Origin of the sequence: Dehalobacter sp. MCB1, from assembly GCF_003590275.1 — a bacterium.
Lineage (GTDB): Bacteria > Bacillota > Desulfitobacteriia > Desulfitobacteriales > Syntrophobotulaceae > Dehalobacter.
The window spans coordinates 37,290-62,416 of sequence record NZ_LXPC01000011.1; the positions used below are offsets into that span (position 1 = coordinate 37,290).

Consider the following 25,127-nt stretch of genomic DNA (forward strand, 5'->3'; position numbering starts at 1 on the left):
TAATATTATAGCGTATTACACCCTCATACTACCAGAAAAATATTCTAATCCACCAAATTTCTTATTTCAGGCGGGATTGAATTGAAGTGGTCACTAATGATTTTTCTTAACGGCTCTGCTTTTTCATAAAAGATCACAACAATATCTCCTTCTCTAGCTTTTGCCAGAGCTTCGCGTAAGGCTTCCTCTTCCTTAAGAATGATCTTTACCGAACTTGCCTTTTTCCCTTCCTTTAAAGCCTCTTCATAGATCATTTGCGCAATTTCTCCTGATTTTCTGCCTCGAAGATCTGCATCTTCCTTAATATACAGCAGATCAAATCCTGCGGCAGCTTCCCTGGCAAATTGTTTTACTGTGGCGTCGCTTCTGTCACCGGGCAAGCCGATACACCCTACAAGCCTCTTGTGCCCAATCATCTGAAGTGTTTGGACAACCTCTTTCATACCGGCAGGGTTATGACCGTAATCCAGAACTACCTTAAAGCCATCCATTTCATAATATTCGAGCCTTCCCTGATTATCTTCAGGATTTTGCCCGAAGCCGCTTACCGCCCTCCTGATTTGCTGAGCATTATATCCCAACGCATAGCAAGCTGCAACAGCTGCCAGGACATTTTGAACATTATGCCTTGCTTTTCCTCCCCAGGTAATCGGGATCTTATTTAAATTACAAACAGTTGAGCCGCAGGTTCCTTGATAAATCCATATCTTCCTCTCATCTGCGACTACGGCAACGCCTCCAAACGCTAGGTGTTTGCAGATTCTTCTATTCTGGATCTCAGTACTGAAGTAAATAACATGGCCACTGGTTTTTTGGTCCAGATCCACAACCTGAGGATCATCTGCATTCAGAATGGCAAAACCATACTTTTGTACTCTTTCAGCAACCAGACTCTTCACCTTGCTCAAATCCTCAATATTTTCAATACCGTATTGACCGAGATGATCCTCAGAAATATTTGTGATAATTGCGACATCCGCATAATCATAACCGAGACCTGCCCGCAAGATCCCCCCTCTGGCTGTTTCCAGGACCGCAACTTGGACATCGGGGTGTCTTAGGACAGTCCGGGCGCTGACAGGTCCGCTGTGGTCACCCTTGCTGAGCAGTCTGTCATTAATATAGATCCCTTCCGTCGAAGTCATCCCCACCGTTAATTGCTGTTTCTGAAGCATTTTACTTAAGAGACGGACGACAGTTGTCTTGCCATTGGTTCCTGTCACAGAGACAATAGGGATTCTGCCATTTCCATGCGGAAAGAGCATATTGACAATATCCTTACCAATATTCCTGCTTTGACCGGCACTGGGCAGCAAATGCATTCTTAAACCCGGAGCTGCATTAACTTCAATAATTCTACCATCCTGCTCCCGGTAAGAGCGCCTGATATCTTCCAAAATAAAGTCTATCCCGGCAATATCGAGTCCCAGTACGCTTGCTGCATAAACAGCCAGCTCCGCATTATCCCTGTGTACCAAATCCGTCACGTCTGCTGCCGTTGATCCGGTACTAAGGTTTGCACTTTGCCGAAGTACGATTTTTTCTCCAAGATGCGGAACAGATTCCAGTGAAAATCTCTGACGGCTGAGATCCAAAATAAGAACAGGATCAATTACAATTTTTGATAAATACTTTTCGTGCCCCGTCCCCCTTAAAGGATTGTTATTTTCCTGTTTGATCAGTTCTTTAATGCTCGATTTGCCGTTTCCGACAACCATCGGCGGTTTTCTCCTGGCCGCCGCTACCAATTTGCCCCCAACAATAAGAAGCCTGTAGTTGTTTCCTTTAATGTGTTCTTCGATAATCACCTTTGTGCTGTAGCTCTGCGCCAGGCGAAAAGCTTTAACAATCTCACTTTCCTTCGTTAGATTGAGGGATACCCCTTTTCCTTGATTGCCCAGACATGGCTTTATAACCACACTGCTGTCAAATTGTCGGAATAGCTTCAGAATTTCCGCTTCCGAAGAAGCTATCTTTCCGCGCGGGACTGGTATAGCAGATTCGCTGAGTATTTGTCGGGCAAGCTGTTTGTCTCCTGCAATATCTGTCCCGATGCAACCCGTTTCACTCGTCATCGCTGCCTGTATTCTTTTTTGTAGACGGCCATATCCAAGCTGATAAAGATTTCCTTCTCCAAGCTTTTGATAAGGGATACCTCTGCCAAGACAAGCTTGAAGAATTGCTTGCGTGGAAGGCCCGGGCATATACACTGAACGAAGTTTTTTTAATTGAGCGACCAACGGCTCGGCGTTCGGCTCTTCCCCATAGCGTAGCCGGTTGAGAAGACCGGCTGCAGCATAAAGTGCCTCTATTGCTGCTTCCTTGCATTCATATTCATAGATCACCTCATATTCATCCATTTCTTCAACCAGAACACGCGTTTTGCCATAACGACCTTTTTCCCCGGCTAAAGTCAGCAATTCTATACTGACATGCTCTAGTACATGTCCGGGCAATGTCCCTTCTTCCAATCTTTCAACAAACCCCCCAGGTTTTCCACGGGAACAGGTATGACCTGCAAGTGAAGGCAACGCTTTTAACAATCTTTGATTGAAATCACCAAGCTCATGGGTCATTTTCCCCTGCCATTCGGAAATACTGACAATTCCGCGGATCACGGGCCTGTAACTGAAAAAGTTTGAGCCTTCAATTGCTTTTACCTGATGTATCATCATGAAGATGTAGCCTCCTGTTTCATTTCCTTTTTAGGCAGCACCGAATAATTCATACTGAGTCTATCAGCCTCACTCAGAAAGCTGATTCGTTCAGTAATATTAAATCTCCAGCCTTCACTCAAAACATGTATTTTGACCGGGGCAAGGGCCAGCGGCTTCCCATTATTTAAGTCATCCACATTACTGATCACTGCACATGAAGCATCAGCAATAAGTACCGTTCCACGCCCGATCACCCGAAAGTTTCCATCCTTCGTGATATGGACAGACGTATCTTCATCAATTCCGATTCCTAAGAAGTACGGATTTAAGGAGACAGCCGTCATAAGCCGTCCAATCCTTCCTCTTTGGGCAAAATGCTGGTCAATAATGGCACCCTTTAAAAGCCCTAACCCGGGGGCCATCTGTATTAAGTCTTCGCCGGGAGTATCTCCTTGCCCGCCGATGATCATCGTATCAGACATCACAGATGCTCCAGCACTGGTTCCTCCGATAATAACCCCTTGCTCATACAGATGCTGCAAGGCCATGCCCATTGCAGTCCCACCAATCATTGCTGTAATCCTGAGCTGGTCCCCTCCTGTAAAGAAAATACCGCTGGCTTGAATGATTTTTTCAATATTTTCTCCTACATTGGCATACGCTCTATCTTTAATGGCAATCACATCTACATTTGAGCAGCCAAACTTCATAAAAAGGTCTCTATAAGTGGTTCCCGCCTGTTCCCCGTCCTCTGAAGCTGCAGTGATCACACATATTCTGGCTCTTTTTTCTCCTGCTTCGCGGTAATAATATTTTAGAATTTTACAGTCTTTTTCCTTATCTTCTGCTCCGCCGATAACAAGCAGATTTCCCATAATATGCTCGGTCATAGCATCCCTCCGAGCTTAATTTGTGGAAATCTGCGTAAATTATTCCTAAAGTTGTTTTGTATTCATAGATTAATGCTCTACTTTGGGGTAACCTCTTCTGAGCTGTCCTCTTGTTTCAATCCCACCTACACCGTCTGCCCCCGTAACTGTATGTCGAATAATATCTTTGAGAGAAACGGTACGGTCAATTGGCGTATAGGCAATGCTTTCGACCAGAAACACAGGGTCTAAGGCATGAATTAGCATTCGTCTTGGCGAAGAGGCAAAATTTGCACCGGCTTCAATAATTGCTTCAAAATTAGACTGGCATCCGCCTGCAAACACAACCAACTGATCTTTATTCGGTTGAATTCGCCTTGCTTCTGTGACGGACTGCACAAAATAGCCCGAACTCCGGTAGCTGTCCAAACTTTTCAAATTGCTTTTTCCTTTAAGCAAAGAATCATGGCCTGTTAAAACCAGAATATCCGCCGGATAATCTCGTAAAGCCCCGGCAATCGCCTTGGGCTGTTCTGCTTCTGACTTGCAAATACCTTTGGCCTGAAGTCCCAATTGTCTATACGTTCTTAGACAATGATCCAAATATTCTCGATCTCCATCCAAATGAAGAATTTTGCCCGGTATTTCAAAGTATTCTTCTTCAACCTTGAATTTGCGGTCGTAGACAACCTTACGAAATTTTTTATAAACTTCCTGAGAATCGGCCAGCTGATAATGGACAGTTTGCTTATCATTCTTAAAAACAAGGTCATTGACATCGGAATCGGCGATTAGTCGGTAATTAAGCCCACCGAGCACTGCTGTTATTTTCTTGCGCTTTTTATTCAGGGCCAGTATTTTCAAAAATAAATCCTGGTTATAAGAAAGGCGGGCCACAATATCTCCTATTTTAAACATGTCTAACCCTCCTGCTCTCCGCAAACTCCTTTAAAAATGACTGCATCATATTTTCTGATTTACTTTATTTTATGACATAAAAAAATACCGGTTCCAAACCGGTATCCTTAGGATCAATTTCATTGCGTCTCCCAGATGGCTGCAATTTTCTGATAATCAAGTATTCCGACATCTTCAGCCCTGAGCCTCGGGTCTATTTCCGCAGCCTTGAGTATCTCCGCAGTTTGCTCTTTGGGTAAGGAGAGTCCGCTAGAAAGCGTATTCAGCAGCGTTTTCCTTCGCTGCGCAAAAGCCGCCCGCACAACCTTGAAAAAGATGTCTCTCTTTTCAAATGAAAATCCTGGATATGGCCGGATGTCCAGTCTTAGCACCGTAGATGTGACCTTCGGCTGCGGCCAAAAGGCCGAAGGTGGAACGTCGAACAGCCTCTTTACCTCGGCTGATAACTGAACGGCAATCGATAATATCCCATAATCCTTTCCCCCGGGCAGGGCACACATTCGGTCGGCAACTTCTTTCTGGACCATAACGGTCATGCCCAGCAGTGATTCCGCTTGATCGAGAAAATGCATCAGTAGCGGATTTGTGATGTAGTACGGGAGATTACCAATCAACCAGCCTTTTTCCTGTCCCCAAAGATTGGCTAGTTTAAGCTTTAGGGCATCCATATGCAACAGAACAAACGGGTAGGCGTTTAATTCTCTTTGGAGCAGTTCAACCTTTTCTTTATCAAGTTCTACCGCCCACAATCTGGGGAATTTTGGGGCAAGTATTCTCGTTAGAGCACCTGGTCCCGGTCCAATTTCAATCAATGGCAGATTATTTAAGGGCACACCCTCCCGAACGATTCTTTCGATAATGCTGTCATCAATTAAAAAATTCTGGCCTAAAGATTTTTTGGCCCGTATCCCATGGCGCATAACTCTGCGGATATAGGAGGCCGTATCTTCCCATCTTGCTTCCGTCACTTACTCCCCATTCCCTTCCATCTGCTTTACTGCCGAATAAAATTCGTCTTTGGTTATCCCAAAACGGTTGATGCGAAATAAAAATTGCTTGGCATTGGTATCCCCAATCCCCAAAATTTTCCCAAGCCGGGACCGTTTTGCAGCCGAACAGCTTTGCCCAACCAGGCCGCTTTGGCGTAAATCAGCCATTTCTACCGCATCCGCATCCGTATTCATCTTCTCAACAATTTTCACTCCGTCTTTGCTGTCCGTATTCGAAATCTTTACTTCAAGTATTTTGGAAAACGCTTTCCTGATCTCCTCGGAAGAAACGTTTTCCAGGCCGATGTCATGATCTTTCGGATTGCGGGCTACCTCGACGGAAAGATAAACATGCCTGGCCTTCGGGATCCGTTTATTGATCCGCTCCCGAATCTGTTCCCCAGCAAAATCAGGGTCCGTACAGACAATAACGCCGCGCCGCTCTGCCATCTCCGCAATATACTCCAGCTTTTGCTCCGTCAATCCAAACCCCTCCGTCCAGATGATGTCAACTTTGCCCAGGGCACGTCTGACCGCATGCGCATCGTTTTTTCCTTCGACCACGATCAGTGGCTCATAATCAAGATTTGTATTTATGTTGAAATTCATTTTATTCTCCTTTAGCTTGCATCGACAAAATCTGATCCATTTTTTTATCAATTGCCGCTATTTTTTCCAGGCTATTTTTATTACTCTCAATGGCAGATTCAATCTGCAGCACTTTGCGTCTGAGCTCGTTCAAGGCATTTTGAAGCATTGTATCCGAAGCCATAATATCTTTCCCTAGTTCTTTCGTTGCTTCGCGAAAGCGGTTAAAAAATGTTTCGCTTTGTTTTTCGATGTAAAGGGTCAGCAGCCTTCCGGGAAGCAAGGTGTTGGTCCGACCGTCCCCTCTGATCTTGTATGTACCTCCGGCCGTGCAGTACGGTTTTTCTTTACCGGAGGGAATCTCAATTCGGTAGATTGGTTTTCTGGCATAGTTTTCTATTATTATAGCGACTTCAACGGGCGGAACACAACTCTCAGCTTTACTTAAAATAAAGAGCCTTTCCTTGTCACCAACCGGACAGCCGATCATTCTACCTTTCTGCATGCTGTTTTTATCTTCAACCTCGCCGACGCCAACTAAAATGGTTCCTCCATTTTCAGAATTCGCAAATGCTACTAAATCTGTGGCTTGAATGCCTTTAACTGTCATTTTGAAATCCGCATCGAAACCTTCCTGTTTGACCAGTAGCTGTTTCGTTTTGCTGGAAATTGTCATATATAGATCTTTTTCCATAAAAACCTCATAATAGGATATTTTCCTATTCTATCATAACCAATCATTAAACAAAAAATCACTACAAAGGACCACGTCAGGAAGATAGAAAATAAAGGGAGGAACGTATCTTTTGTCCCCCCCTTTCTGCGGTATGTCTTAATGCAGTTGTATTCCTGCTGCGCAGGCTTTACTGTCTACAAGGTCCAAAATCCTGCTTAAAATCTGCTCGTATCTCTCTTCAACTGCTGAGAAATCCATATACGGGACATAATATTGCTCCAGAACATCGTGCTCCTGTTTGGCCTGATGAATACAGTTCATTCCACTGTGCGTAAGATGATCAAACAAATCCAGGTCACTGTTTAGTTCCTGTGTCAGTGATGAGGAAAGCTCCGTATGGATATGCCTGTTCAGGTTAACGGACTCTTGATGATTGTTTCGGAAATATTCGCTTGACGTCAGAGCAACCTGCAGTTCTTTAATTACGATCGTTCCAATTTTGGAAGGGATTAGCGGTAAGTGATAAATTTCTACATCAAAACCTTTTTCCATGGCCTTAGCAGCGACTTTCTCCATAAAAACGGATTTTCCTGTGCCCATTTTGCCTTCCAGATAAACAATTTCCCGGATTCCCTGCAGAATGGAATCTGTAAAATCAACAAAACCTTCCGGTGTATACGCACAGGAAAACAGATGTCTAGCCACGCCGATCCTACCGGAACTCTCCTCCATGTACACACCCTCAAATATTTTCTTTGCCAAACGCGATGTTTCCATATTCAATGCAGAAAAATCCATAGACTTCCTGGTTATGGCCATTATATTCTCTGCGACTGCTCTGGCTGCCCTTAACAAACAATAAGCCCTGGCAAATAGACGACTGACTTCATTCGTTGACGCGATTATATGTTTTACATTGTGCTGCATGGCATCCGTATCCCAAAATTCTCCCAGATTAATGATTTCATCCAGACCTCCAGGATACTTTGGATCCACAATATGCGGTGCAGTTCCATCAACCATCACAATCCCGGCATCTAAAACCGCTATCCCGTCTAGGGAATGATGATCGGAAGAGCAGTGGTGGAATTCCACATCATAACCCATTTCTATCATTCTGTTCCCAATTTTTTTCATCAACGTTGATTTTCCAACACCTGGTCCCCCTTTGATCACAAAAATCCGTTTTGAACCTTTTTCTAGCAAAAACGAATAGTACGAAAAGAATCCCTCTGAGGTATTTCCGCCCGGAAATACATGTTTCATGTTTCCTTTCATTTTACCGACACTCCTCATGAATAATATGTTCACGCTTCATTTTATTGCCTGTTGCTTGGAAAGGTTCAATTGATGGTTCAGGGCAGTCAAGGAAAAAAAAAATTGACAAATCTCACTGATTTATTTCTCTTACTAATAAGGATTGTTGTTTCTTCGACTATTTTCATGCAGATATGCATGTTAATTACCACTAAAATCATTCAGCTGCTTGTTGCATTATTCTAGTTTCCGCCTTATAATCAAAATGTCTTTGAACGTTTGTCTGGGCAGGCATCTGTGATCTGCTGAGGGAGGGGAGATTTTTGCATGGATTTGCGCCGGGTATTTGACTGTATGATTTCCGTTTCGGAGTTAGGCCGTGGACAAGCTTCAAAAGTTATTCAGGCCGTTGAAGATGAAGGCAATCCCTATATCATCGTCAAAAATAATAAACCCCAGGCTGTCATTATCTCCATCCATGAGTATTCGGAACTAATGCGCATCCGAGATATGGTCGCCTCTGGTCAGAATATCAGTCCTCCGCTCTATTCGCCCCATTTTGAGGATAATTATGCCTCCCTGAAAACAAATGTTCTTTCTAATGATGAAATTAATATTTTCCTTGAAAGTGAAGGCCTCGAAGGTCTGAATCTTGAAAGCGAATCAAATGACTAAATGACGAACCAATACATTGATTCCTAAATTGAACAGTTATATAAATGATAACAGTTCGGCAATCATCCAGATATTTTCATAAAAATAGCTTGGATTTTGCTTGAACTGTTTTCTTTATTCATACTATAATGAATCTTATATCACCGAAAATACCAATAGCCTTTACGGTATTTTATAAATGCAGATCTAAGATTTGAGAGGATGGGGACAATGAAAAAGCTTCTGACAGGCAACGAAGCAATTGCAAGAGGTGCCTGGGAAGCCGGAGTTGTAGTATGCACGGCTTATCCAGGAACCCCCAGTACGGAAATTACAGAAAATGCAGCAAAATATGATGAGATGTATGCGGAATGGTCCCCGAACGAAAAAGTAGCGCTCGAAGTTGGTTTGGGTGCTTCGATCGCCGGCGGAAGAGCGCTTGTCTCTATGAAACATGTTGGGGTAAACGTAGCAGCAGATCCCTTGTTTACACTTTCCTATACCGGTGTTAACGCTGGACTTGTACTTGTATCTGCTGACGATCCGGGCATGCATAGTTCTCAAAATGAACAGGATAACCGTCATTTTGGAAGAGCAGCAAAAATTCCTGTACTAGAGCCGGCCGATAGCCAGGAAGCCAAAGATTTTACCAAATTGGCTTTTGATATCAGCGAGATGTTTGATACGCCAGTCATGCTCAGAACGACAACACGGGTAGCACATTCCCAGTCCTTGGTCGAACTTGCTGACCGTGAGGAGAAAGAAACTAAGGAATATCAGAAAAATCCTTCCAAATATGTGATGATTCCCGCAAATGCCCGTCACCGCCATGTAGTTGTTGAGGATAGGTTAATAAAACTGAAAGACTACGCTGAAAGTACCGATTTAAACCGCGTGGAATGGAACGATACAAAGATGGGGGTTATTACCAGTGGCGTAACCTACCAGTATGTCAAAGAAGCTTTGCCGGAAGTTTCAATCTTAAAACTTGGCATGACCTTCCCACTGCCCCGAAAAATGATCATAGACTTTGCGGACAAAGTAGATCAGTTATATATTGTCGAAGAATTGGAACCTTTTATCGAAGAGTATGTAACATCCTGGGGTCTTGATGTTCATGGCAAGGATACTTTTCCGCTGATCGGAGAATTATTACCGGAAACGATTGCCTCCAAAATGGTCCAGACGTTTGGAGACTGTTCTCCGCGCGAGACGACTGAGCCAAATCAACTGCAATATGAAGTTCCTCCGCGTCCTCCTGTCCTATGTCCCGGCTGCCCGCACAGAGGTCTTTTCTATGTACTTAATAAACTTAAAGTCACTGTCGCCGGTGATATCGGTTGTTATACACTCGGCTGCCTTGCTCCGCTTAAAGCCATTGACACAACTATTTGTATGGGCGCGAGCATCGGTACTGCTATTGGTATGGAGAAAGCCAAAGGTAAAGATTTTGCACGCAATCTGGTCGCTGTGATTGGAGATTCAACTTTCATTCATTCTGGGATCACTGCACTTGTTGACGTCGTCTACAATAAGGCAACGACAACGACCATTATCCTGGATAACCGCATCACGGCAATGACCGGGCACCAACATAACCCGACGACCGGGTTTACAGTTAAAGGAGAACCTACCAAAGAAATTGATCTCATCCTTCTAGCCAAGGCCGTCGGCGTAGAAAGGGTACAGGTAGTTGACCCGTTTGAGCTCGATGAGCTGGAGAAAATTGTCAGGGAAGAACTGGCTGCCGAAGAGCCTTCAGTCATAATCACCCAACGGAATTGCGCCCTGATCGATAAAAGCAGGAATAGCCCTTATATCGTATCCGCGGCGGCTTGTACCGGCTGTCTACGCTGCCTTAAGTTAGGCTGTCCCTGTATTGCCAAAGAAGGGAAAAAAGTCAGGATTAACCTTGCCCAGTGTGTAGGCTGCGGGTTATGCGCAACCGTCTGTCCCAGCGAAGCAATCAGGAAAGAAGGTGGCGCCAATGACTGATATCACGAATATTCTCATTGTTGGAGTAGGCGGACAAGGAACAATCCTTGCGAGTAGAGTACTTGCAGGCGCGGTTCAAATGACTGGCCAGGACGTTAAGGTCTCGGAGATTCACGGGATGGCGCAGCGGGGTGGAAGTGTGGTTACCCAGGTCAGATACGGCAAAGAAGTCGCCTCCCCGATCATTCCTGAAGGTGAAGCGGATATTATACTCGCTTTTGAGAAGCTGGAGGCTCTCCGCTGGCTGCCCTATCTGAAAAAGGATGGCAGCATCTTAATCAATGACCAAAGGATCGATCCTATGCCAGTCGTCGTAGGAACGGCGCAATATCCTTCCGATGTTCTGGATATTATAAAAAAAGAACGCAAAGAAGTCTTCATCATTAATGGTCTTGGGAAAGCCGTCGAAGCCGGCAACGGCAAAGCGGTAAACGTAGTTCTGCTGGGACTGCTCGCCAGATATTTGAAAATAGACAAGCAGACGTGGCTTGATGTTATCCGGGAAACGGTCCCTTCCAAACTGCTTGAGGTCAATTTGAAAGCTTTCGAAGCGGGCTGGAACAGTTTTGACCGCTGAGTCATATCTCTGTACAAATGATCGATATGATACTGTTAATAGTCATTATGCTATTGGCAGTATTTTTTTTGCTTAGGGTTTACGTTATATTCCCTAACCGCTCTTCGGCTACTGCGATTCTTACACGGAGGAAGAAGAGCGCAGCAACCTTCCGAACATATGTTTGCTTTATGTATCATTCTGTGCTAGAATTAATTTGGGTGATGTGCATGGGTACTCTAGAAAAGCTTGCAGTCCTCGCTGATGGAGCCAAGTATGATGTTTCTTGTGCGTCAAGCGGGGTAAACAAGCATAATCAAGGCGGTATCGGCAACTCCAAATCATTTGGTATCTGCCATACCTGGTCTGCCGATGGCCGTTGTGTTTCGCTTTTAAAGATTCTCCTGACCAACTACTGTATCTATAACTGCAATTACTGCGTCAACCGCAATCAGAATGATATCCCGCGCGCCAGTTTCACGCCAAGGGAAGTCGCCGACCTGACAATTCAATTCTACAGGCGGAATTATATTGAAGGTCTTTTTTTAAGCTCGGGGATTGAGCACAGTCCAAATCATACCATGGAAAGGATTTATCAGGTTCTTGATATTCTGAGACATGAATATCACTTTTACGGATATATTCACGTCAAAGTGATTCCAGGCGCCGATACGGCACTGGTTAACAAGACAGGATTGCTCGCCGATAGGATGAGCATCAATATTGAACAACCTACAGAGCAGAGTCTTAAACTCTTGGCACCTCAAAAGACACTGCCCGTCTTATTTGCGCCGATGAATCAAATTCATCATCAGATAACGCAAAACGCTTCCGAAAGAAAGATTTTCCGGCACGTCCAAAAATTTGTTCCGGCAGGACAGTCGACCCAGATGATTGTCGGGGCGAGCAAAGACAGCGATCTTTCTATTATTAAAGCCACAGAAACCCTTTATAACCGTTTTCAATTGAAAAGAGTCTATTACTCGGCTTATGTTCCTGTTAATGAGGGCCCAAATCTTCCTGCCCTTTCCACTTCTCCGCCTTTGCTTAGAGAACACCGACTCTATCAGGCGGACTGGTTGCTGAGATTTTACAGCTTTAAAGCGGATGAAATTGTCAATGAACAAAGTCCGTTTTTGGATACCGATCTTGATCCCAAAATTTCCTGGGCGCTTCGAAACATGCAGTTATTTCCTCTGGAAATCAACCAGGCCTCCTATGAAGAGCTGCTTCGAATTCCTGGGGTAGGCGTCAATTCCGCCCAGAGAATCATTCGGCAGCGCAGATTAGGTAATATTTGTTATGATCATCTCAAAAAAATGGGTGTGGTTCTTAAGCGCGCTAAATATTTTATCACGTGTCAGGGCTGTTATTACGGGGGCATCCCTGTAGAAAGCGCCTTGGTTCGCCAGGCTCTGGCACCTGTGGCCAAACCCGTTCAGCTATGTTTGTTCTGATTCATTCTCTAAACAATAGGATATTTTAGGGTTGACAAGGTACTAGGAATCTTCCGAAGAATGAGGGACTGTTGAAAATGGATTATCTATATGACGGAAGCTTCGACGGTTTGCTGACTTCAATATATTACAGCTATTATGAACAAAAAGCCCAGGGAATCTATCCTGAGGCTTCGTATCAGTTCAATATGTTCACTCCATCTACAATTATCCGAAGTGATCCTGTGCTTGCCGCTAGGGTTTATGATGCAATAGACAAAAAAATTTCTGTTTACTCCTTAATGCAGATCTATTATGTATACCTCTCGAATAATACCGCTAAAGAGAACTTCATCTTAAAATACCTTCAGCTTGGCTTTCAATTAGGTCCGAAAATTGACAGCGTTCATTCTCATCCTAAGGTATTGCCGATCCGGCAAACAGCCAAGAAAGTATCTTTTGAAGCAGAGCGCTTTTTGGGGCTGCTTCGCTTTACGGATACCGGCAGTTATCTTTATGCGGTTCTGGAGCCGGATCATAATATATCAGTTCTCCTGGCCGACCATTTTGCCGACAGGCTAGCAGGTGAACGTTTCATTATTCATGACAAAAAAAGAAATCTTGCGATCATCTGCAATCAAAAAGAATGGTACCTTTCGGATTTTTCCGGGAAAGCAGCTATTCCTGATTCAGAGACAGAACAATTCTATCAGGAGCTCTGGGCTAAATATTTTACCCGCATCAGCATTGAAAACCGCAAAAATAAAAAGCTCCAATCTCATTTTGTCCCCCAGCGCTATCGGCATAATCTGGTGGAATTCCGGAAATCAGAACTATTTTAAGTCTCATCAATTCATCAAATCATTGTAATGTTCTTTCAACCAATTTTTCCACTTTCTATAGTCCGGCAGATAATGTTCTACAAACGACCAGAATTCCTTGGAATGATTCATGTACTTTAGATGAGCCAATTCATGAATAATCACATAAGCCGCAACCTGGTTTGGTGCCATGATAATGCGCCAATTTAAGTTAATGTATCCTTTGCTTGAGCAGCTTCCCCATTTTGTTTTTTGATCCTTAATTCTAAGTTTTTGGTAGGTAATATCCAGCTGTCTGGCATAATATTCGACCTGTTCAGGAAGAAGCTTTTGGGCCTGCCGGATATACCATTCTTCCAATATCTTTTTGGTTGACTGACTTTTCTTCTCTTTTAATAATCCCGGTGGGACGGTTACAACGATCCTGCTTCCAATAAACGATGCTGATCCGGGTCCGGCCTTTTCTTCGATCAGTAGAGGATAATGCCTCCCCCTGTACAGTAGTTTTTCACCTGAAACATATTCCTTCGCAGCAGTTTTCCCTTCTGCTGGATTTTGCTTTTCGATGTGCTTCAATATCAGTTCTTTATTGCTTTCCAGATATCGTCTAGCCTGGGTGAAAGTAATTTCGGCAGGAACAGAAACCTTTAACTTCTGATGTTTGATGGTAACAATCAGTCTTTTTGCTTTGCTGCTTTTTCGAAGCTCATATTCAATTTGCCTTTTGCCTATACTAAGGTATTCCATTTTGCCTTCCACTTTACTCCCGAAAATAATGATATTGCCCTGTGCAAAAAATCAAGCAAGACTATTTTACTACGACTGAGGGGAAAAAAGAAACCTATACGCCAATAAATATTATCTGAATATATCTTTTATTTGTATTTCCGTTCATAATCTCGTCATACCGTCCGATAGGTCGCCTGGCTGACTGCCACTTTCCATCCGCTCAGGCATTGCTGACGCTCAGATTCGGTGATGTTCGAAGCAAAAATAAGGCGCTCTTTACTGAGGCCTTTCAGCTCTTCCTTGTCCTTCCAGTATCCGGCTGCCAAACCTGCCAGGTATGCTGCTCCCAAAGCCGTAACCTCGCAAATTTCTGACCGTTCAACCGGGATCCCGCTGAGATCCGCCTGAAACTGCAGCAGGAAATTATTATCAGCTGCACCGCCGTCTACTTTCAAGGCCTTAAGAGGGATATCGGTATCCTTAGCCATTGCCGTAAGAACATCATTTGTCTGATAAGCAATGCTCTCCAGCGCGGCTCTTACAAGGTGAAAACGGTTTGTGCCCCGAGTAAGTCCGGTCACTATACCACGGGCATGCATATCCCAGTACGGTGCACCGAGTCCGACGAAGGCTGGAACAATATAGACGCCATTCGTATCTTTGACCTGAGTTGCATAATATTCGCTTTCAGCAGAAGTTTTCAGCAATCCAAGTTCATCACGAAGCCACTGAATGACTGCTCCGCCAATAAATACACTGCCCTCCAGCGCGTATTCCACCTCGTTATCAATTCCCCAGGCAATTGTCGTAAGCAGTTTATTTTGAGACCGGATTATATTTCTACCAGTATGCATCAGGATAAAACAACCTGTACCGTAGGTATTTTTGACCATTCCTTCTGTAAAGCAGGCCTGCCCAAAAAGTGCAGCTTGCTGATCACCAGCTATGCCCGCTATCGGTATTTCAGCGCCAAATATTGAAGAATCTGTTACACCGTAGCAGCGGCTGCTCGGACAGACTTCCGGCAGTAGTCGTCTGGGTATGTTCAGATAAGATAATATTTTATCATCCCACGCTAGTTCCCTGATATTATAGAGCATGGTCCGGGAGGCATTACTGTAATCCGTAATATGCAGCCGGCCCTTGGTAAGGTTCCAGACGAGCCAGCTATCTATTGTGCCAAAAAGCAAATCCCCATTTTCAGCCATCGTCTGGCCATCCGGAATATGATCAAGGATCCAGCGGATTTTTGTTCCGGAAAAATAAGCGTCCGCAACAAGGCCAGTCACATCTGATATATACTCGTTTAAAGTACTGTTCAGTATCTGCTCGCAAAGTTCCGTCGTTCTACGGCATTGCCAGACAATCGCATGATAGACAGGTTTGCCGGTGAAACGGTTCCAAACCACAGTTGTCTCCCTTTGATTTGCTATCCCTAGCCCAACAATATCATCCGGATCTATGTTCGTCTGATCCAGCACCTCTCTGATAGCAGCCAGCTGGGTGTCCCAGACTTCTAAAGGATCATGTTCAACCCACCCCGGGAACGGATAGATCTGGGTAAACTCTTTTTGGACTTTGCCTACAATCATTCCTTCATGGTTATAAACGACAGCCCGTGAGCTTGTTGTCCCCTGATCGAGCGCAATAATATATTTTTGGACCATTTGTGTTCCTCCATTAACCAGTTCATTAATGAGCCAAAGCCCGAATACTTTCCGCAAATAATTTTATTATACTATAATTAATGAGAAAACAGGCCAAAATAGTTCCAATCAGTGCCCGATTAAGCTGAATAGATGAACACGGCAACCAGAATTATCTGAGGAAAGAAGTGTTAGGCTATGCAAAATTGGCAGGAAAAAGCAGCCATACTTGTTGATAAGTATGTAGCTCCTCAAGGAGTTCATGACAAACGCATCCTGAACGCCATTAAAAAAATCCCCAGACATTTGTTCATTCCTGAAGATTTATGGCCCTACAGTTATAATGATGAACCGCTTCCGATTGGAGAGAAGCAGACAATCTCCCAGCCCTTTATTGTCGCTAAAATGACCGAACTATTGGCTTTGGAACCTGGCGACAAAGTCCTTGAAATAGGTACGGGTTCCGGATATCAGTCTGCTTTGCTTGCCCAGATGGGTATGGCCGTGACAACCATCGAAAGAATCGAAGCGCTCGCCCTTAAAGTTCGAATATTATTTGAACAGCTGAACTATCCGATCTGCAGTATTATTGCTGACGGCCGAAATGGCTATGAACCGAATGCACCGTACCGGGGACTCATTGTAACGGCAGCAGCACCAGTCATTGAACATTCCTGGCTTGAACAACTCGATGTCGGAGGGAAAATCGTTGTCCCGCTTGAGGCTGATGAAGGGCTAGCCTGTCAGCGTTTACTGGTTAGACAAAAGACCAGTACAAATCCCGAAGGCTATATTGACAACTGGGATGACTACTGCCGCTTTGTACCACTGCTCTCTGGGACAGAATAGCAGCGGGGACAAAGGATACTCTTCCCACCGGTCTATTTTCCGTACTTAAGCAGCCTCTTAGTGGCAAATTCTATCCATTTGCTGTCCGGCTGTCCATAATTGCTGTAAGGATGAATAGCGATCCCTCCTCTGGGACTAAATTCTCCTATAACCTCGATGTATCTGGGTTCAAGCAGTCGGATCAGGTCCTTCATGATGATATTAACGACATCTTCGTGGAAATCTCCATGGTTTCGGAAACTAAAAAGATATAGCTTCAACGATTTGCTTTCTACTAATTTTTGATCCGGAATGTAATTGATGATCATCGTTCCAAAATCCGGCTGGCCGGTAATCGGACACAAGCTGGTAAATTCAGGGCAATTTAAACGGACAAAATAGTCATTATCGGGATGCTTGTTAGCAAAGCTCTCCAGTATGGCCGGATCATAGTCAAAAACATAGTACGTTTGTCCCGATCCTAGAAGTGACAGACCCTCAGTTTCCTTGTTTTTCATTTCCGGTAACCTCCCAGCGGTTCTTAATCATAAACAGAATGCTTATTCCAAGCACTTGCATCAGACTCTTAACAGCAAACTGTCCGAGTACTGCATTCGGCACAAAATCCCAGGTCAGGATGCCTGAAATAAGCGGGGACAGACCAATTAATATAAAAACTACACTATCAAGAAAACTGCTGACAATCCCGCTCGCAAACACTTTGCGCAGGAAAGATCCTTTAAGCCTTGTATAAATTTCCGTATCTGCCGACTCCGAGATCAAAAAGGAAATGGCTGAAGCTATAGTAATGGTTAAAGTATCTCCGAGAAATTTGGAGGAAACAGCCGATAGGACAAGAGCCGTGATAATCGCCAGATAAGCAGTTTTTCGCCCATACTTGCGCTGGATAATATCCCTAAGTACCAGTGTCACCCCGATAAGCCAACTTCCGTAAGGAATTAAAAACGGTCCTACCTGCAAAGGTACCAGCGCTGCAGTAATAATATTCGCAATAATGATGGCAGCTAAATAAAGAATAAGCAACATTATTTTTCTCCTAATAATAAATAATGATACGAAGGTTTGCCACCGCTTGCCGTCCATGGATGTTAAAAATAAAAAGGGCATGTAACTGCCCTAAAACTACCAGACGATAGGTTCCCTAGTTTTGTTTAGAGACAGGATGGATGACGAACTGTCTTATTAAGTTATGGTTTAATCAATGTCGGTAAATGGCGAGGATGCAAATAGCTTGCAGCTGTCTCCTCGATAATAAGTAATTCCCATCCCGATTGGCTTATCCTGTGAATTAAATAATCTTTGCTCAACAACCAGAAGTGGGAGAGCATTGTACAGGGATAAGTATTTTGATATTTGTTCATCAGGGGTTTGAGCAGAAATTGTTAATTCTTTCTTAATCGCAAATAGAGAAGTATATCGAGAAACAATTTCCGGGAAAGTTCTGTATTTGATTTCTTTTTCAACGATAGGCATTCCCTTGTAGTAAATCAGGTATTTTTCATCATACGCAACTGCTTCTCCATTGCTGTAATGAATCCGTTTGACCATAATTATTTTTTTATTTCGGGGTATATTCAGACTGTCAATGAGTTTTGGTGTCGGCAGGATAATTTTAACCTCAATCAGCTTGGTCGTATCGATGGTGCTAATCAGATTCGCCATCTCGTTGTAATATAGAATGTATTTTTTGGAATCCGGCTCGTTCACAAAGCTTCCCTTGCCAGGGATAGAGGTAATATATCCTTCATTCACTAAGATTGCCAGACCCTTGCGGACCGTCATCCGGCTCACGCCATAGGTCTCGCACAATGAATTTTCTGAAGGAATCGCATCTCCTGGCTTCAAAACGCCCTCTTTAATTTTTTTCTTTATCTCTTCAATGATATGTTGATAGATTGGTAATTCCATCTTCTTACTCCTCGGCAATTATTTAGCTATCCTATATTATACATAAGAACAGATTAATAAATCCATCAATATTTTTTAAGCCTTATATTACTTTCTTCAGAAACCTGTATTCTGCAGATATTCCTGTTGAAAAGCAGGATTTGCCGCAAGGTCAAAATGGGTTACCTTTGCTAATAATATCAAAGTATTTATCCGTATATTTCTGGACAGTAGGAAATTCGATGCTCCGGCTCCTGCCGCATTGCCGATGGACCGGATGGGTGCATTCGGAAAATTGGGGAACAAACCGAGTATCCGAGCACTTGAAGCGTCAATATAGTTGCCGAAGGCCCCCGCAATCAGAATTTCCTCGAGATCTTCTCCTTTCAGCCCATATTCTTTCATTAATAGCATACATCCTGTATAAATGGCGCTTTTGGCTAGCTGTACAGCACGAATATCCTTTTGGCTGATGTAAATTCGGTCGTTATCATCGTGCCCCTCATCCATCAGGTAGAAGACGCTGACACCGTCAATTTTTGCCAGATAATCAGCAAATCTTTGATTTTCCGGCCGGCAAACTTTTAAATATTTGTCGGGAGGCAGCAGTCTGCCTTCTTTACTGATCAGCTCGGCTTTCAACATTTCAGCAACCGCATCAACGATACCGGAGCCACAAATCCCTTTGGGCTGTTCTCCGCCAATTACTTTTAATTTAATTTTACCTTCCGACAGTTTTACCCGTTCGATGGCTCCGTTTGTTCCACGCATTCCAAAGCGGATCGTTGCTCCTTCGAGGGCTGGTCCAGCAGCAGTTGAAGTGGCTAGCCACTTCTTCTCGTTCCCCAATAAAATTTCACCGTTTGTTCCAAGGTCAATAATCAACCTGTTCCCCTGACGTTCCCCTTCAGGCAAAGCTAGCAGGACAGCCAAAGTATCCGCTCCGACAAAGCCCCCGATCAAAGGTAAAAAATCAATAACAGCATTGGGATGAATGTTAAGGTTCAACTCCCGTGCCGCTGTTAACACTTCATTTAAAATCGTATTGGTGTAAGGCGTCCTGCCAAGAGATCCAGGATGTAAGCCTAAAAAGAGGTGCTGCATGGCACTGTTGCCGCAAATCACCATTGTATAGATATTTTCGGCGCTGATCCGGTTTTGCTGTATCGCTTCCAGAATCAGGGTGTTAATGGTCTCTACCACTTTACGCTGAAGAATTTTTAGCCCTTCAGGATTATTTATCGCCACCATAATGCGGGATATAACATCCGCACCTTCCGTAATCTGACCGTTTAAGGCAGAATATACCCCTACTTTTTTGCCGCTATTAAGGTCATATAAGTAAGCCACAACAGAGGTACTCCCAAGGTCAACGGCAAATCCATAATTGCTGGCTGAGGTGTCGCCCTGCTCAATATCAAGCAGCTGTTCGTCTCTTAAGACCAAAGTAATGCCTGTCATTTCCTGCTTCTGCATCAGCAGTGATAATTTTTGCAGAAGGCATAAGGCTGGCGTATTAATCCGAAATGGAACCGTGGCTTGAATATGTTCCCAGTCCCCGTAATAGAACGGTGTTTTTAAAAACTTCTTATCGATAAAGATCTTTTTAACTGGCGGATCAATATTTAGCTCTGTTTCAATACGATCCGTTAAAATTGAGGCTTCATGTTTATAGTCTTCATATTTAAGATAAACGATCAAGCCGTCGCTTACTGGTTCCTGACACGCCAATACTTCCTGCCGTATGCCGTCCCTTTCTATTTCAATTGTGCATTTTTTACATGTACCTTTTCCTCCGCATACAAGATCAAGCGGATATCCAAGACCTGAACAGGCAACAGCAACCGTATCATTCTCCTGGCATAAGATTTCTTTATTCTGGTTTGGAAATAGAACTTTTTTCATCATATTGTTTTCCTTTCTGTTATAATGAAACCTGCCATTTTCAGCGAAGGACAACCGTCTTTTTCCAAAAAATCATTCTAACATATCATATTATAAAACGTAACTTTCCTTAATTACAAGTCGATGGTTCAGGCTATTGTCGAAATAGAAATTATTTTCTAAAAAATCTCTTATTTTTTGTCTTTTGAATATATTGACTATTGAAAATTTGGGTGATATATTAAAGTAAGCAAAACCCCTGTATATACAATAGTATACATTGTTTGGACGCAATTATCTCTTTTTATTTTCTTTATTTTTATTTTCATGTTAGATTTTCGAGAATAATTGGAAAGGGGGATACTTATGGAGAACACTTTTCGTAAAGCAATACAGGACAACAATGAGTTTATTGTAACATGGGAACTCGTACCCGGCCGCGGCTCTAAAGAAGTTTCTCAGGAAAAAGCGCTTCAATTGGCGGAACAAGCTGCTAAAGGGAAAAAGGTCCATGCTGTTAGTCTGACTGACAACCCGGGTGGAAGTGTCGGCATTAATCCTGAGGGCATTGGCAGGGAAATCAAAAGTTTAGGCATCGATGCAATTATTCACGTTGCCTGCAAGGACAAAAACCGCACGCAACTGGAAAGCCAGCTTTTTTCCCTGGAACGTTCGGGGCTCCATAACTTACTGGTACTGACTGGCGACTATGATCCAGGTAATTTCTTCGGACGGCCCAAACCGGTTTTTGACCTTGATTCCACTCAGCTCTTGGCCTTTATCACCAAGATGAATGGCGGGTTGGAACTTCCCACAGTTAGAGGTATCCATAAACTTCAGCCAACCCATCTGTTTGCGGGTGCTGCTGTTTCACCTTTTAAAGCCACCGAAGCCGAGCAGATGCTCCAGTACACCAAGCTCAAAAAGAAGATCGAGAATGGTGCTAAGTTCATTATACCCCAAGTTGGCTACGATGTCAGAAAGTACCACGAACTCTATCAATTTGTGAAGCACAATAACCTGCCCGGGTGTCTAATGGGAAATATTTACCTGCTGACTTATGGCGCTGCCAAAGCAATGAGTATGAATAAAGTCCCCGGATGTATTGTTACGGACAAGCTTGTTGCTGAACTGGAACAGGAAAAACAAAGCAGTGACAAGGGTGTTGCCGCCATGCTCGATAGGGCAGCGAAACTCTTTGCTATCCTGAAAGGTATGGGCTACAAAGGCGTTCATCTCGGCGGGCATAATACGACGTATGAACAAGTTGAATATATTATTGACCGTGGAAACGAATTGACCGCCAACTGGCAGGATTATATTCGGGAGTTTGACTATCCTCAAAAAAACGGTTTCTATGTTTACGCCAAAGATGAAAAGACCGGATTGAATACTGATCAAAAATCCAACGACTACAACAATTATGAGAAGAGCTTTGATTTGAATTATAAGATGTCTAGAGTTGTTCACAAGATGATGTTTGAACCCAACAAAGGAATGTTTGGCTTTATGCGCGGATTTTGTCATGCCATAAAGGACTCTGCGCTGGAAAAACCTTTCCACGGCATTGAGCATCTCGCCAAATCCTGCATGTACAATTGCCAGGACTGCGGTGACTGTGCGCTGATCGATGTAGCCTATGTCTGTCCAATGGGTAACTGTCCCAAGAACCAACGGAACGGCCCATGTGAAGGAAGCTACAACGGCTGGTGTGAAGTTTATCCGGACAAGCAAAAGTGCATTTGGGTCAAAGCCTATTACCGCTTAAAAGACTATTCTGAGGAAGAAAAGCTGAATTCCTATCATGTGAGCCCTTACAATTGGGAAAAACAGCATACTTCAGGCTGGATAAACTTTTTTGAAGGCCAGGACCACTCTGCAGAAAGACTTGGCATTAGACCTAGAACAAAGTCCAAAGAAAAAGAATAAAGTGCTTTAGTTTAAAGGCATTTGGTCTTTGTAACCATCCTTTAAACCTTATGACCTTTTAAATCAGTCCAAATACACTTATAATAGGGGTAGGAGAATGGAAAAAATGTTTAAAACTCCTTCAGAGATTACTGAGGGATTTGTAGAATATGGAAAGAATAAAACGAATTCTTCTATATTGAAATTGCTGCTGTTGGCAATACTAGCGGGAGCCTTTATTGCCTTCGCGGCGGAAGGCTCTAATACTGCCATTCACACCATCACTTCTGTTGGCTTAGGCAAAGCACTTGCTGGTGCCTTATTTGCCACAGGACTGATGATGGTGGTTATCACCGGAGCTGAATTATTCACCGGAAACACCCTGATTGTGGTATCTTGTATGGAAAAGGAATCAAGATGGCTAAAAATGCTGCGGAATTGGACGATTGTCTATATCGGGAACTTTATTGGTTCCATGCTTGTCGTCTTGTTTATCCTTTACTCCGGCCAGTTTGACTTTTCCTCAGGTCTACTCGGAGGGTTTACAATCAAAGTTGCCGCATATAAGACGGGCCTGACTTTCCCGAAAGCTTTCTTCATGGGAATCTTGTGTAACTGGCTGGTTTGTATGGCTGTTTGGATGGCGAATGCCGCCAAGGATATTACCGGTAAACTTCTTGCTATCTTTTTTCCGATCTGGCTGTTTATTACTTCTGGTTTTGAACACTGTGTTGCCAATATGTATTACATTCCTGCCGGCATTCTTGCCAAAGCCAACCCGACCTGGGTGGCCCAGGCTGCAACGCTCGGTGTAACACCTGAAAAACTTGCTCACCTTAACTGGGAAACGTTTGTCGTGAATAACCTTATTCCTGTTACCCTCGGAAATATCGTTGGCGGAAGCATATTTGTCGGACTTATTTACTGGCTGAGCTTCATGTACAAAAAGAAGTCCACTACTGTTTTGGATGTAGACCATCTTGTTCAGAAAAAATTTGATAGTGCTTACGTAAAATCTAAATAAAGTTAAGCAAAATGTCCATAATTAAAAAAGGGGGAAAACCAATGGCTTTCAAAAGTGATATTGAAATCGCCCAGGAATCAACCATGCTGCCTGTATTAGATGTAGCAAAAGAACTCGGAATCCCCGAGGATTATCTGGAATCCTATGGCAAATACAAAGCCAAGGTCGACTACAACTTATTAAATCAAAAAGCGGACACACCGAATGGCAAACTGATTCTTGTTACTGCCATCAACCCGACTCCTGCCGGAGAAGGTAAAACTACGACATCCGTCGGCTTAGGAGATGCTCTCCATTATCTCGGCAAAAAAACTGTCATTGCACTACGCGAACCATCCTTAGGCCCTGTATTCGGTGTCAAAGGTGGCGCCGCTGGCGGCGGTTATGCTCAGGTCGTACCAATGGAAGATATCAACCTTCACTTCACAGGTGATTTTCATGCCATCGGTGCTGCCAACAACCTGATTGCAGCGATGCTCGACAACCATATCCAACAAGGCAACGCGCTGGATATCGATGTCCGTAGAATTACTTGGAAAAGATGCATGGACATGAATGACCGCCAGCTCCGCTCCATTGTCAACGGACTTGGCGGCAAAGCCAATGGCACTCCGAGAGAAGACGGCTTTGACATTACGGTTGCTTCTGAAATCATGGCGATCATGTGCCTATCCAGCGATATTGACGACTTCAAAGCAAGAGTTGAGAGAATCATTGTCGCCTACAACAGAAGCGGTGAACCCGTAACTGCCGGTCAACTGAAGTGTCAAGGTGCTGTTGGTGCCCTGATGAAAGATGCTTTAAAACCGAACCTTGTACAAACTCTTGAACATACGCCAGCTTTCATTCACGGCGGACCGTTTGCGAACATTGCTCACGGCTGCAACAGTGTTATGGCGACCAAGATGGCTTTAAAACTTGGCGACTATGTTGTAACCGAAGCTGGATTCGGTGCTGACCTCGGCGCTGAGAAATTTATTGATATTAAATGTCGTTTAAGTGGCCTGCGTCCGGAAGCCGTTGTTATTGTTGCAACCGTTCGCGCGCTCAAATCCCATGGCGGCGTAGCCAAAGCTGATCTCAACAAAGAAAACCTGGAGGCTCTTAAAAAAGGCTTGCCGAACCTCTTAAAACACGTCGAAAACGTCACCATCAACTTTGGTCTGCCTGCCGTTGTTGCAATCAACAAGTTCCCGACCGACAGCGAAGCTGAACTGGCAATGATTGAAGACGAGTGCAAGAAACTTGGTGTTAATGTAGCCCTTTCCGAAGTTTGGGAAAAAGGCGGCCCTGGTGGTGCGAAACTGGCTGAAGAAGTTCTGCGCATCATAGACAGCCCGAAAAACTTCAACTTTACCTATGACCTTAACATGGGACTCAAAGACAAAATCACCGCGATTGCCACCAAAATCTATGGTGCTGACGGCGTTGAGTTTATCGGGACCAGCTCTGCCGATATCGATAACATCGAAAAAATCGGCTATCGTGATGTTCCGGTCTGCATGGCCAAAACCCAGTACTCCCTATCGGATGACCAAAAGAAACTGGGACGTCCCTCAGGTTTCAGAATTTCCATCCGTGGCGTTAAAATTTCTGCTGGAGCAGGCTTTGCCGTAGCTCTGACCGGAGACATCATGACCATGCCCGGACTGCCGAAAGTACCGTCTGCTGAAAACATTGACGTTGACAGCACCGGCAAGATTTCCGGTTTATTCTAAGAACAAGTTTCATATTGGTTAGTAATAAGAATGAGATGGCAGCTTCGTACTACCATCTCATTCTAT

22 protein-coding genes are annotated in these 25,127 nt (G+C 43.9%); 9 read left to right on the forward strand and 13 right to left on the reverse strand.

Going from position 1 to position 25,127, the window contains the following annotated elements:
• Positions 1 to 44 precede the first annotated feature (44 nt).
• The 7 genes from cphA to A7K50_RS07150 all read right to left on the reverse strand — a co-directional run bounded on the left by cphA (position 45) and on the right by A7K50_RS07150 (position 7,975).
• A complete protein-coding gene (cphA, locus tag A7K50_RS07120; protein ID WP_119775215.1) occupies positions 45 to 2,675 on the reverse strand; it encodes a cyanophycin synthetase in 2,631 nt (876 codons plus the stop codon).
• Complete coding sequence (locus A7K50_RS07125; protein ID WP_119775216.1) at positions 2,672 to 3,547, reverse strand: cyanophycinase; 876 nt, start codon at positions 3,545 to 3,547, stop codon at positions 2,672 to 2,674. The genes cphA and A7K50_RS07125 overlap by 4 nt, the downstream gene beginning before the upstream one ends.
• A 69-nt stretch (positions 3,548 to 3,616) precedes the next feature.
• Positions 3,617 to 4,444, reverse strand: coding sequence for a sporulation peptidase YabG (gene yabG / locus A7K50_RS07130; protein WP_119775218.1), 828 nt, complete (start codon positions 4,442 to 4,444; stop codon positions 3,617 to 3,619).
• 119 nt (positions 4,445 to 4,563) lie between these two features.
• Positions 4,564 to 5,412, reverse strand: coding sequence for a 16S rRNA (adenine(1518)-N(6)/adenine(1519)-N(6))-dimethyltransferase RsmA (gene rsmA, locus A7K50_RS07135; RefSeq protein ID WP_119775220.1), 849 nt, complete (start codon positions 5,410 to 5,412; stop codon positions 4,564 to 4,566).
• The gene (locus A7K50_RS07140; protein WP_119775222.1) at positions 5,413 to 6,042 is read right to left on the reverse strand and encodes a DUF4093 domain-containing protein; all 630 of its coding nucleotides are present in this window, start codon (positions 6,040 to 6,042) and stop codon (positions 5,413 to 5,415) included.
• A 1-nt stretch (position 6,043) separates the two neighbouring features.
• Entirely contained in the window at positions 6,044 to 6,715 is a 672-nt protein-coding gene (locus A7K50_RS07145; protein WP_119775224.1) for an ATP-binding protein, read from the reverse strand.
• A 138-nt stretch (positions 6,716 to 6,853) separates the two neighbouring features.
• Complete coding sequence (locus A7K50_RS07150) at positions 6,854 to 7,975, reverse strand: ATPase (RefSeq protein ID WP_020492273.1); 1,122 nt, start codon at positions 7,973 to 7,975, stop codon at positions 6,854 to 6,856.
• 306 nt (positions 7,976 to 8,281) lie between these two features.
• On the opposite strand from A7K50_RS07150, the gene A7K50_RS07155 reads away from it, so the two are divergent.
• The 5 genes from A7K50_RS07155 (at position 8,282) to A7K50_RS07175 (ending at position 13,437) form a co-directional block, all read left to right on the forward strand.
• Positions 8,282 to 8,629, forward strand: coding sequence for a type II toxin-antitoxin system Phd/YefM family antitoxin (locus A7K50_RS07155; RefSeq protein WP_119775226.1), 348 nt, complete (start codon positions 8,282 to 8,284; stop codon positions 8,627 to 8,629).
• A gap of 210 nt (positions 8,630 to 8,839) precedes the next feature.
• Entirely contained in the window at positions 8,840 to 10,603 is a 1,764-nt protein-coding gene (gene iorA / locus A7K50_RS07160) for an indolepyruvate ferredoxin oxidoreductase subunit alpha (protein ID WP_119775227.1), read from the forward strand.
• Positions 10,596 to 11,180, forward strand: a complete 585-nt coding sequence (locus tag A7K50_RS07165; RefSeq protein WP_020492276.1) for an indolepyruvate oxidoreductase subunit beta — start codon at positions 10,596 to 10,598, stop codon at positions 11,178 to 11,180. The genes iorA and A7K50_RS07165 overlap by 8 nt, the downstream gene beginning before the upstream one ends.
• A gap of 209 nt (positions 11,181 to 11,389) precedes the next feature.
• Complete coding sequence (locus tag A7K50_RS07170) at positions 11,390 to 12,616, forward strand: putative DNA modification/repair radical SAM protein (RefSeq protein ID WP_243103672.1); 1,227 nt, start codon at positions 11,390 to 11,392, stop codon at positions 12,614 to 12,616.
• Positions 12,617 to 12,693: 77 nt separating this feature from the next.
• On the forward strand, positions 12,694 to 13,437 hold the full coding sequence (locus tag A7K50_RS07175) for a TIGR03915 family putative DNA repair protein (protein WP_243103673.1): 744 nt from the start codon (positions 12,694 to 12,696) through the stop codon (positions 13,435 to 13,437).
• Positions 13,438 to 13,443: 6 nt separating this feature from the next.
• Here the strand turns inward: A7K50_RS07175 and A7K50_RS07180 are convergent, their stop codons facing one another.
• Positions 13,444 to 14,163, reverse strand: a complete 720-nt coding sequence (locus A7K50_RS07180; RefSeq protein ID WP_243103674.1) for a SprT family zinc-dependent metalloprotease — start codon at positions 14,161 to 14,163, stop codon at positions 13,444 to 13,446.
• A 155-nt stretch (positions 14,164 to 14,318) separates the two neighbouring features.
• The gene (glpK, locus tag A7K50_RS07185) at positions 14,319 to 15,812 is read right to left on the reverse strand and encodes a glycerol kinase GlpK (protein WP_119775232.1); all 1,494 of its coding nucleotides are present in this window, start codon (positions 15,810 to 15,812) and stop codon (positions 14,319 to 14,321) included.
• Between the two features lie 177 nt (positions 15,813 to 15,989).
• Here glpK and A7K50_RS07190 point away from each other — a divergent pair, with 177 nt between their 5' ends.
• Entirely contained in the window at positions 15,990 to 16,640 is a 651-nt protein-coding gene (locus tag A7K50_RS07190; RefSeq protein ID WP_119775234.1) for a protein-L-isoaspartate(D-aspartate) O-methyltransferase, read from the forward strand.
• Between the two features lie 32 nt (positions 16,641 to 16,672).
• Here the strand turns inward: A7K50_RS07190 and queF are convergent, their stop codons facing one another.
• From queF to A7K50_RS07210, 4 genes are all read right to left on the reverse strand, one after another.
• The gene (gene queF / locus A7K50_RS07195; RefSeq protein WP_119775235.1) at positions 16,673 to 17,137 is read right to left on the reverse strand and encodes a preQ(1) synthase; all 465 of its coding nucleotides are present in this window, start codon (positions 17,135 to 17,137) and stop codon (positions 16,673 to 16,675) included.
• Positions 17,118 to 17,666: a VUT family protein gene (locus A7K50_RS07200; protein WP_119775237.1), complete on the reverse strand. Its 549-nt coding sequence runs from the start codon at positions 17,664 to 17,666 to the stop codon at positions 17,118 to 17,120. The genes queF and A7K50_RS07200 overlap by 20 nt, the downstream gene beginning before the upstream one ends.
• Positions 17,667 to 17,834: 168 nt before the next feature.
• Positions 17,835 to 18,548: a GntR family transcriptional regulator gene (locus A7K50_RS07205; RefSeq protein ID WP_119775238.1), complete on the reverse strand. Its 714-nt coding sequence runs from the start codon at positions 18,546 to 18,548 to the stop codon at positions 17,835 to 17,837.
• Positions 18,549 to 18,644: 96 nt separating this feature from the next.
• Positions 18,645 to 20,435: an ASKHA domain-containing protein gene (locus A7K50_RS07210; RefSeq protein ID WP_034379279.1), complete on the reverse strand. Its 1,791-nt coding sequence runs from the start codon at positions 20,433 to 20,435 to the stop codon at positions 18,645 to 18,647.
• Between the two features lie 342 nt (positions 20,436 to 20,777).
• Here A7K50_RS07210 and A7K50_RS07215 point away from each other — a divergent pair, with 342 nt between their 5' ends.
• The 3 genes from A7K50_RS07215 to A7K50_RS07225 all read left to right on the forward strand — a co-directional run bounded on the left by A7K50_RS07215 (position 20,778) and on the right by A7K50_RS07225 (position 25,061).
• Positions 20,778 to 22,340, forward strand: a complete 1,563-nt coding sequence (locus A7K50_RS07215) for a methylenetetrahydrofolate reductase C-terminal domain-containing protein (protein ID WP_119775240.1) — start codon at positions 20,778 to 20,780, stop codon at positions 22,338 to 22,340.
• A 97-nt stretch (positions 22,341 to 22,437) separates the two neighbouring features.
• A complete protein-coding gene (locus tag A7K50_RS07220) occupies positions 22,438 to 23,343 on the forward strand; it encodes a formate/nitrite transporter family protein (protein WP_034377749.1) in 906 nt (301 codons plus the stop codon).
• Between the two features lie 41 nt (positions 23,344 to 23,384).
• A complete protein-coding gene (locus tag A7K50_RS07225; protein WP_119775241.1) occupies positions 23,385 to 25,061 on the forward strand; it encodes a formate--tetrahydrofolate ligase in 1,677 nt (558 codons plus the stop codon).
• The last annotated feature ends 66 nt before the right edge of the window (positions 25,062 to 25,127 follow it).

Coding starts and splice junctions, on each gene's coding strand:
- A7K50_RS07175 (WP_243103673.1), top strand. CDS start 12,694: ATGGATTATCTATATGACGGAAGCTTCGACGGTTTGCTGACTTCAATA.
- A7K50_RS07170 (WP_243103672.1), top strand. CDS start 11,390: ATGGGTACTCTAGAAAAGCTTGCAGTCCTCGCTGATGGAGCCAAGTAT.
- A7K50_RS07190 (WP_119775234.1), top strand. CDS start 15,990: ATGCAAAATTGGCAGGAAAAAGCAGCCATACTTGTTGATAAGTATGTA.
- A7K50_RS07200 (WP_119775237.1), bottom strand. CDS start 17,666: ATGTTGCTTATTCTTTATTTAGCTGCCATCATTATTGCGAATATTATT.
- cphA (WP_119775215.1), bottom strand. CDS start 2,675: ATGATGATACATCAGGTAAAAGCAATTGAAGGCTCAAACTTTTTCAGT.
- A7K50_RS07215 (WP_119775240.1), top strand. CDS start 20,778: ATGGAGAACACTTTTCGTAAAGCAATACAGGACAACAATGAGTTTATT.
- A7K50_RS07220 (WP_034377749.1), top strand. CDS start 22,438: ATGGAAAAAATGTTTAAAACTCCTTCAGAGATTACTGAGGGATTTGTA.
- A7K50_RS07210 (WP_034379279.1), bottom strand. CDS start 20,435: ATGATGAAAAAAGTTCTATTTCCAAACCAGAATAAAGAAATCTTATGC.
- queF (WP_119775235.1), bottom strand. CDS start 17,137: ATGAAAAACAAGGAAACTGAGGGTCTGTCACTTCTAGGATCGGGACAA.
- A7K50_RS07180 (WP_243103674.1), bottom strand. CDS start 14,163: ATGGAATACCTTAGTATAGGCAAAAGGCAAATTGAATATGAGCTTCGA.
- A7K50_RS07145 (WP_119775224.1), bottom strand. CDS start 6,715: ATGGAAAAAGATCTATATATGACAATTTCCAGCAAAACGAAACAGCTA.
- A7K50_RS07225 (WP_119775241.1), top strand. CDS start 23,385: ATGGCTTTCAAAAGTGATATTGAAATCGCCCAGGAATCAACCATGCTG.
- A7K50_RS07150 (WP_020492273.1), bottom strand. CDS start 7,975: ATGAAAGGAAACATGAAACATGTATTTCCGGGCGGAAATACCTCAGAG.
- A7K50_RS07155 (WP_119775226.1), top strand. CDS start 8,282: ATGGATTTGCGCCGGGTATTTGACTGTATGATTTCCGTTTCGGAGTTA.
- glpK (WP_119775232.1), bottom strand. CDS start 15,812: ATGGTCCAAAAATATATTATTGCGCTCGATCAGGGGACAACAAGCTCA.
- A7K50_RS07125 (WP_119775216.1), bottom strand. CDS start 3,547: ATGACCGAGCATATTATGGGAAATCTGCTTGTTATCGGCGGAGCAGAA.
- A7K50_RS07205 (WP_119775238.1), bottom strand. CDS start 18,548: ATGGAATTACCAATCTATCAACATATCATTGAAGAGATAAAGAAAAAA.
- yabG (WP_119775218.1), bottom strand. CDS start 4,444: ATGTTTAAAATAGGAGATATTGTGGCCCGCCTTTCTTATAACCAGGAT.
- iorA (WP_119775227.1), top strand. CDS start 8,840: ATGAAAAAGCTTCTGACAGGCAACGAAGCAATTGCAAGAGGTGCCTGG.
- A7K50_RS07165 (WP_020492276.1), top strand. CDS start 10,596: ATGACTGATATCACGAATATTCTCATTGTTGGAGTAGGCGGACAAGGA.
- A7K50_RS07140 (WP_119775222.1), bottom strand. CDS start 6,042: ATGAATTTCAACATAAATACAAATCTTGATTATGAGCCACTGATCGTG.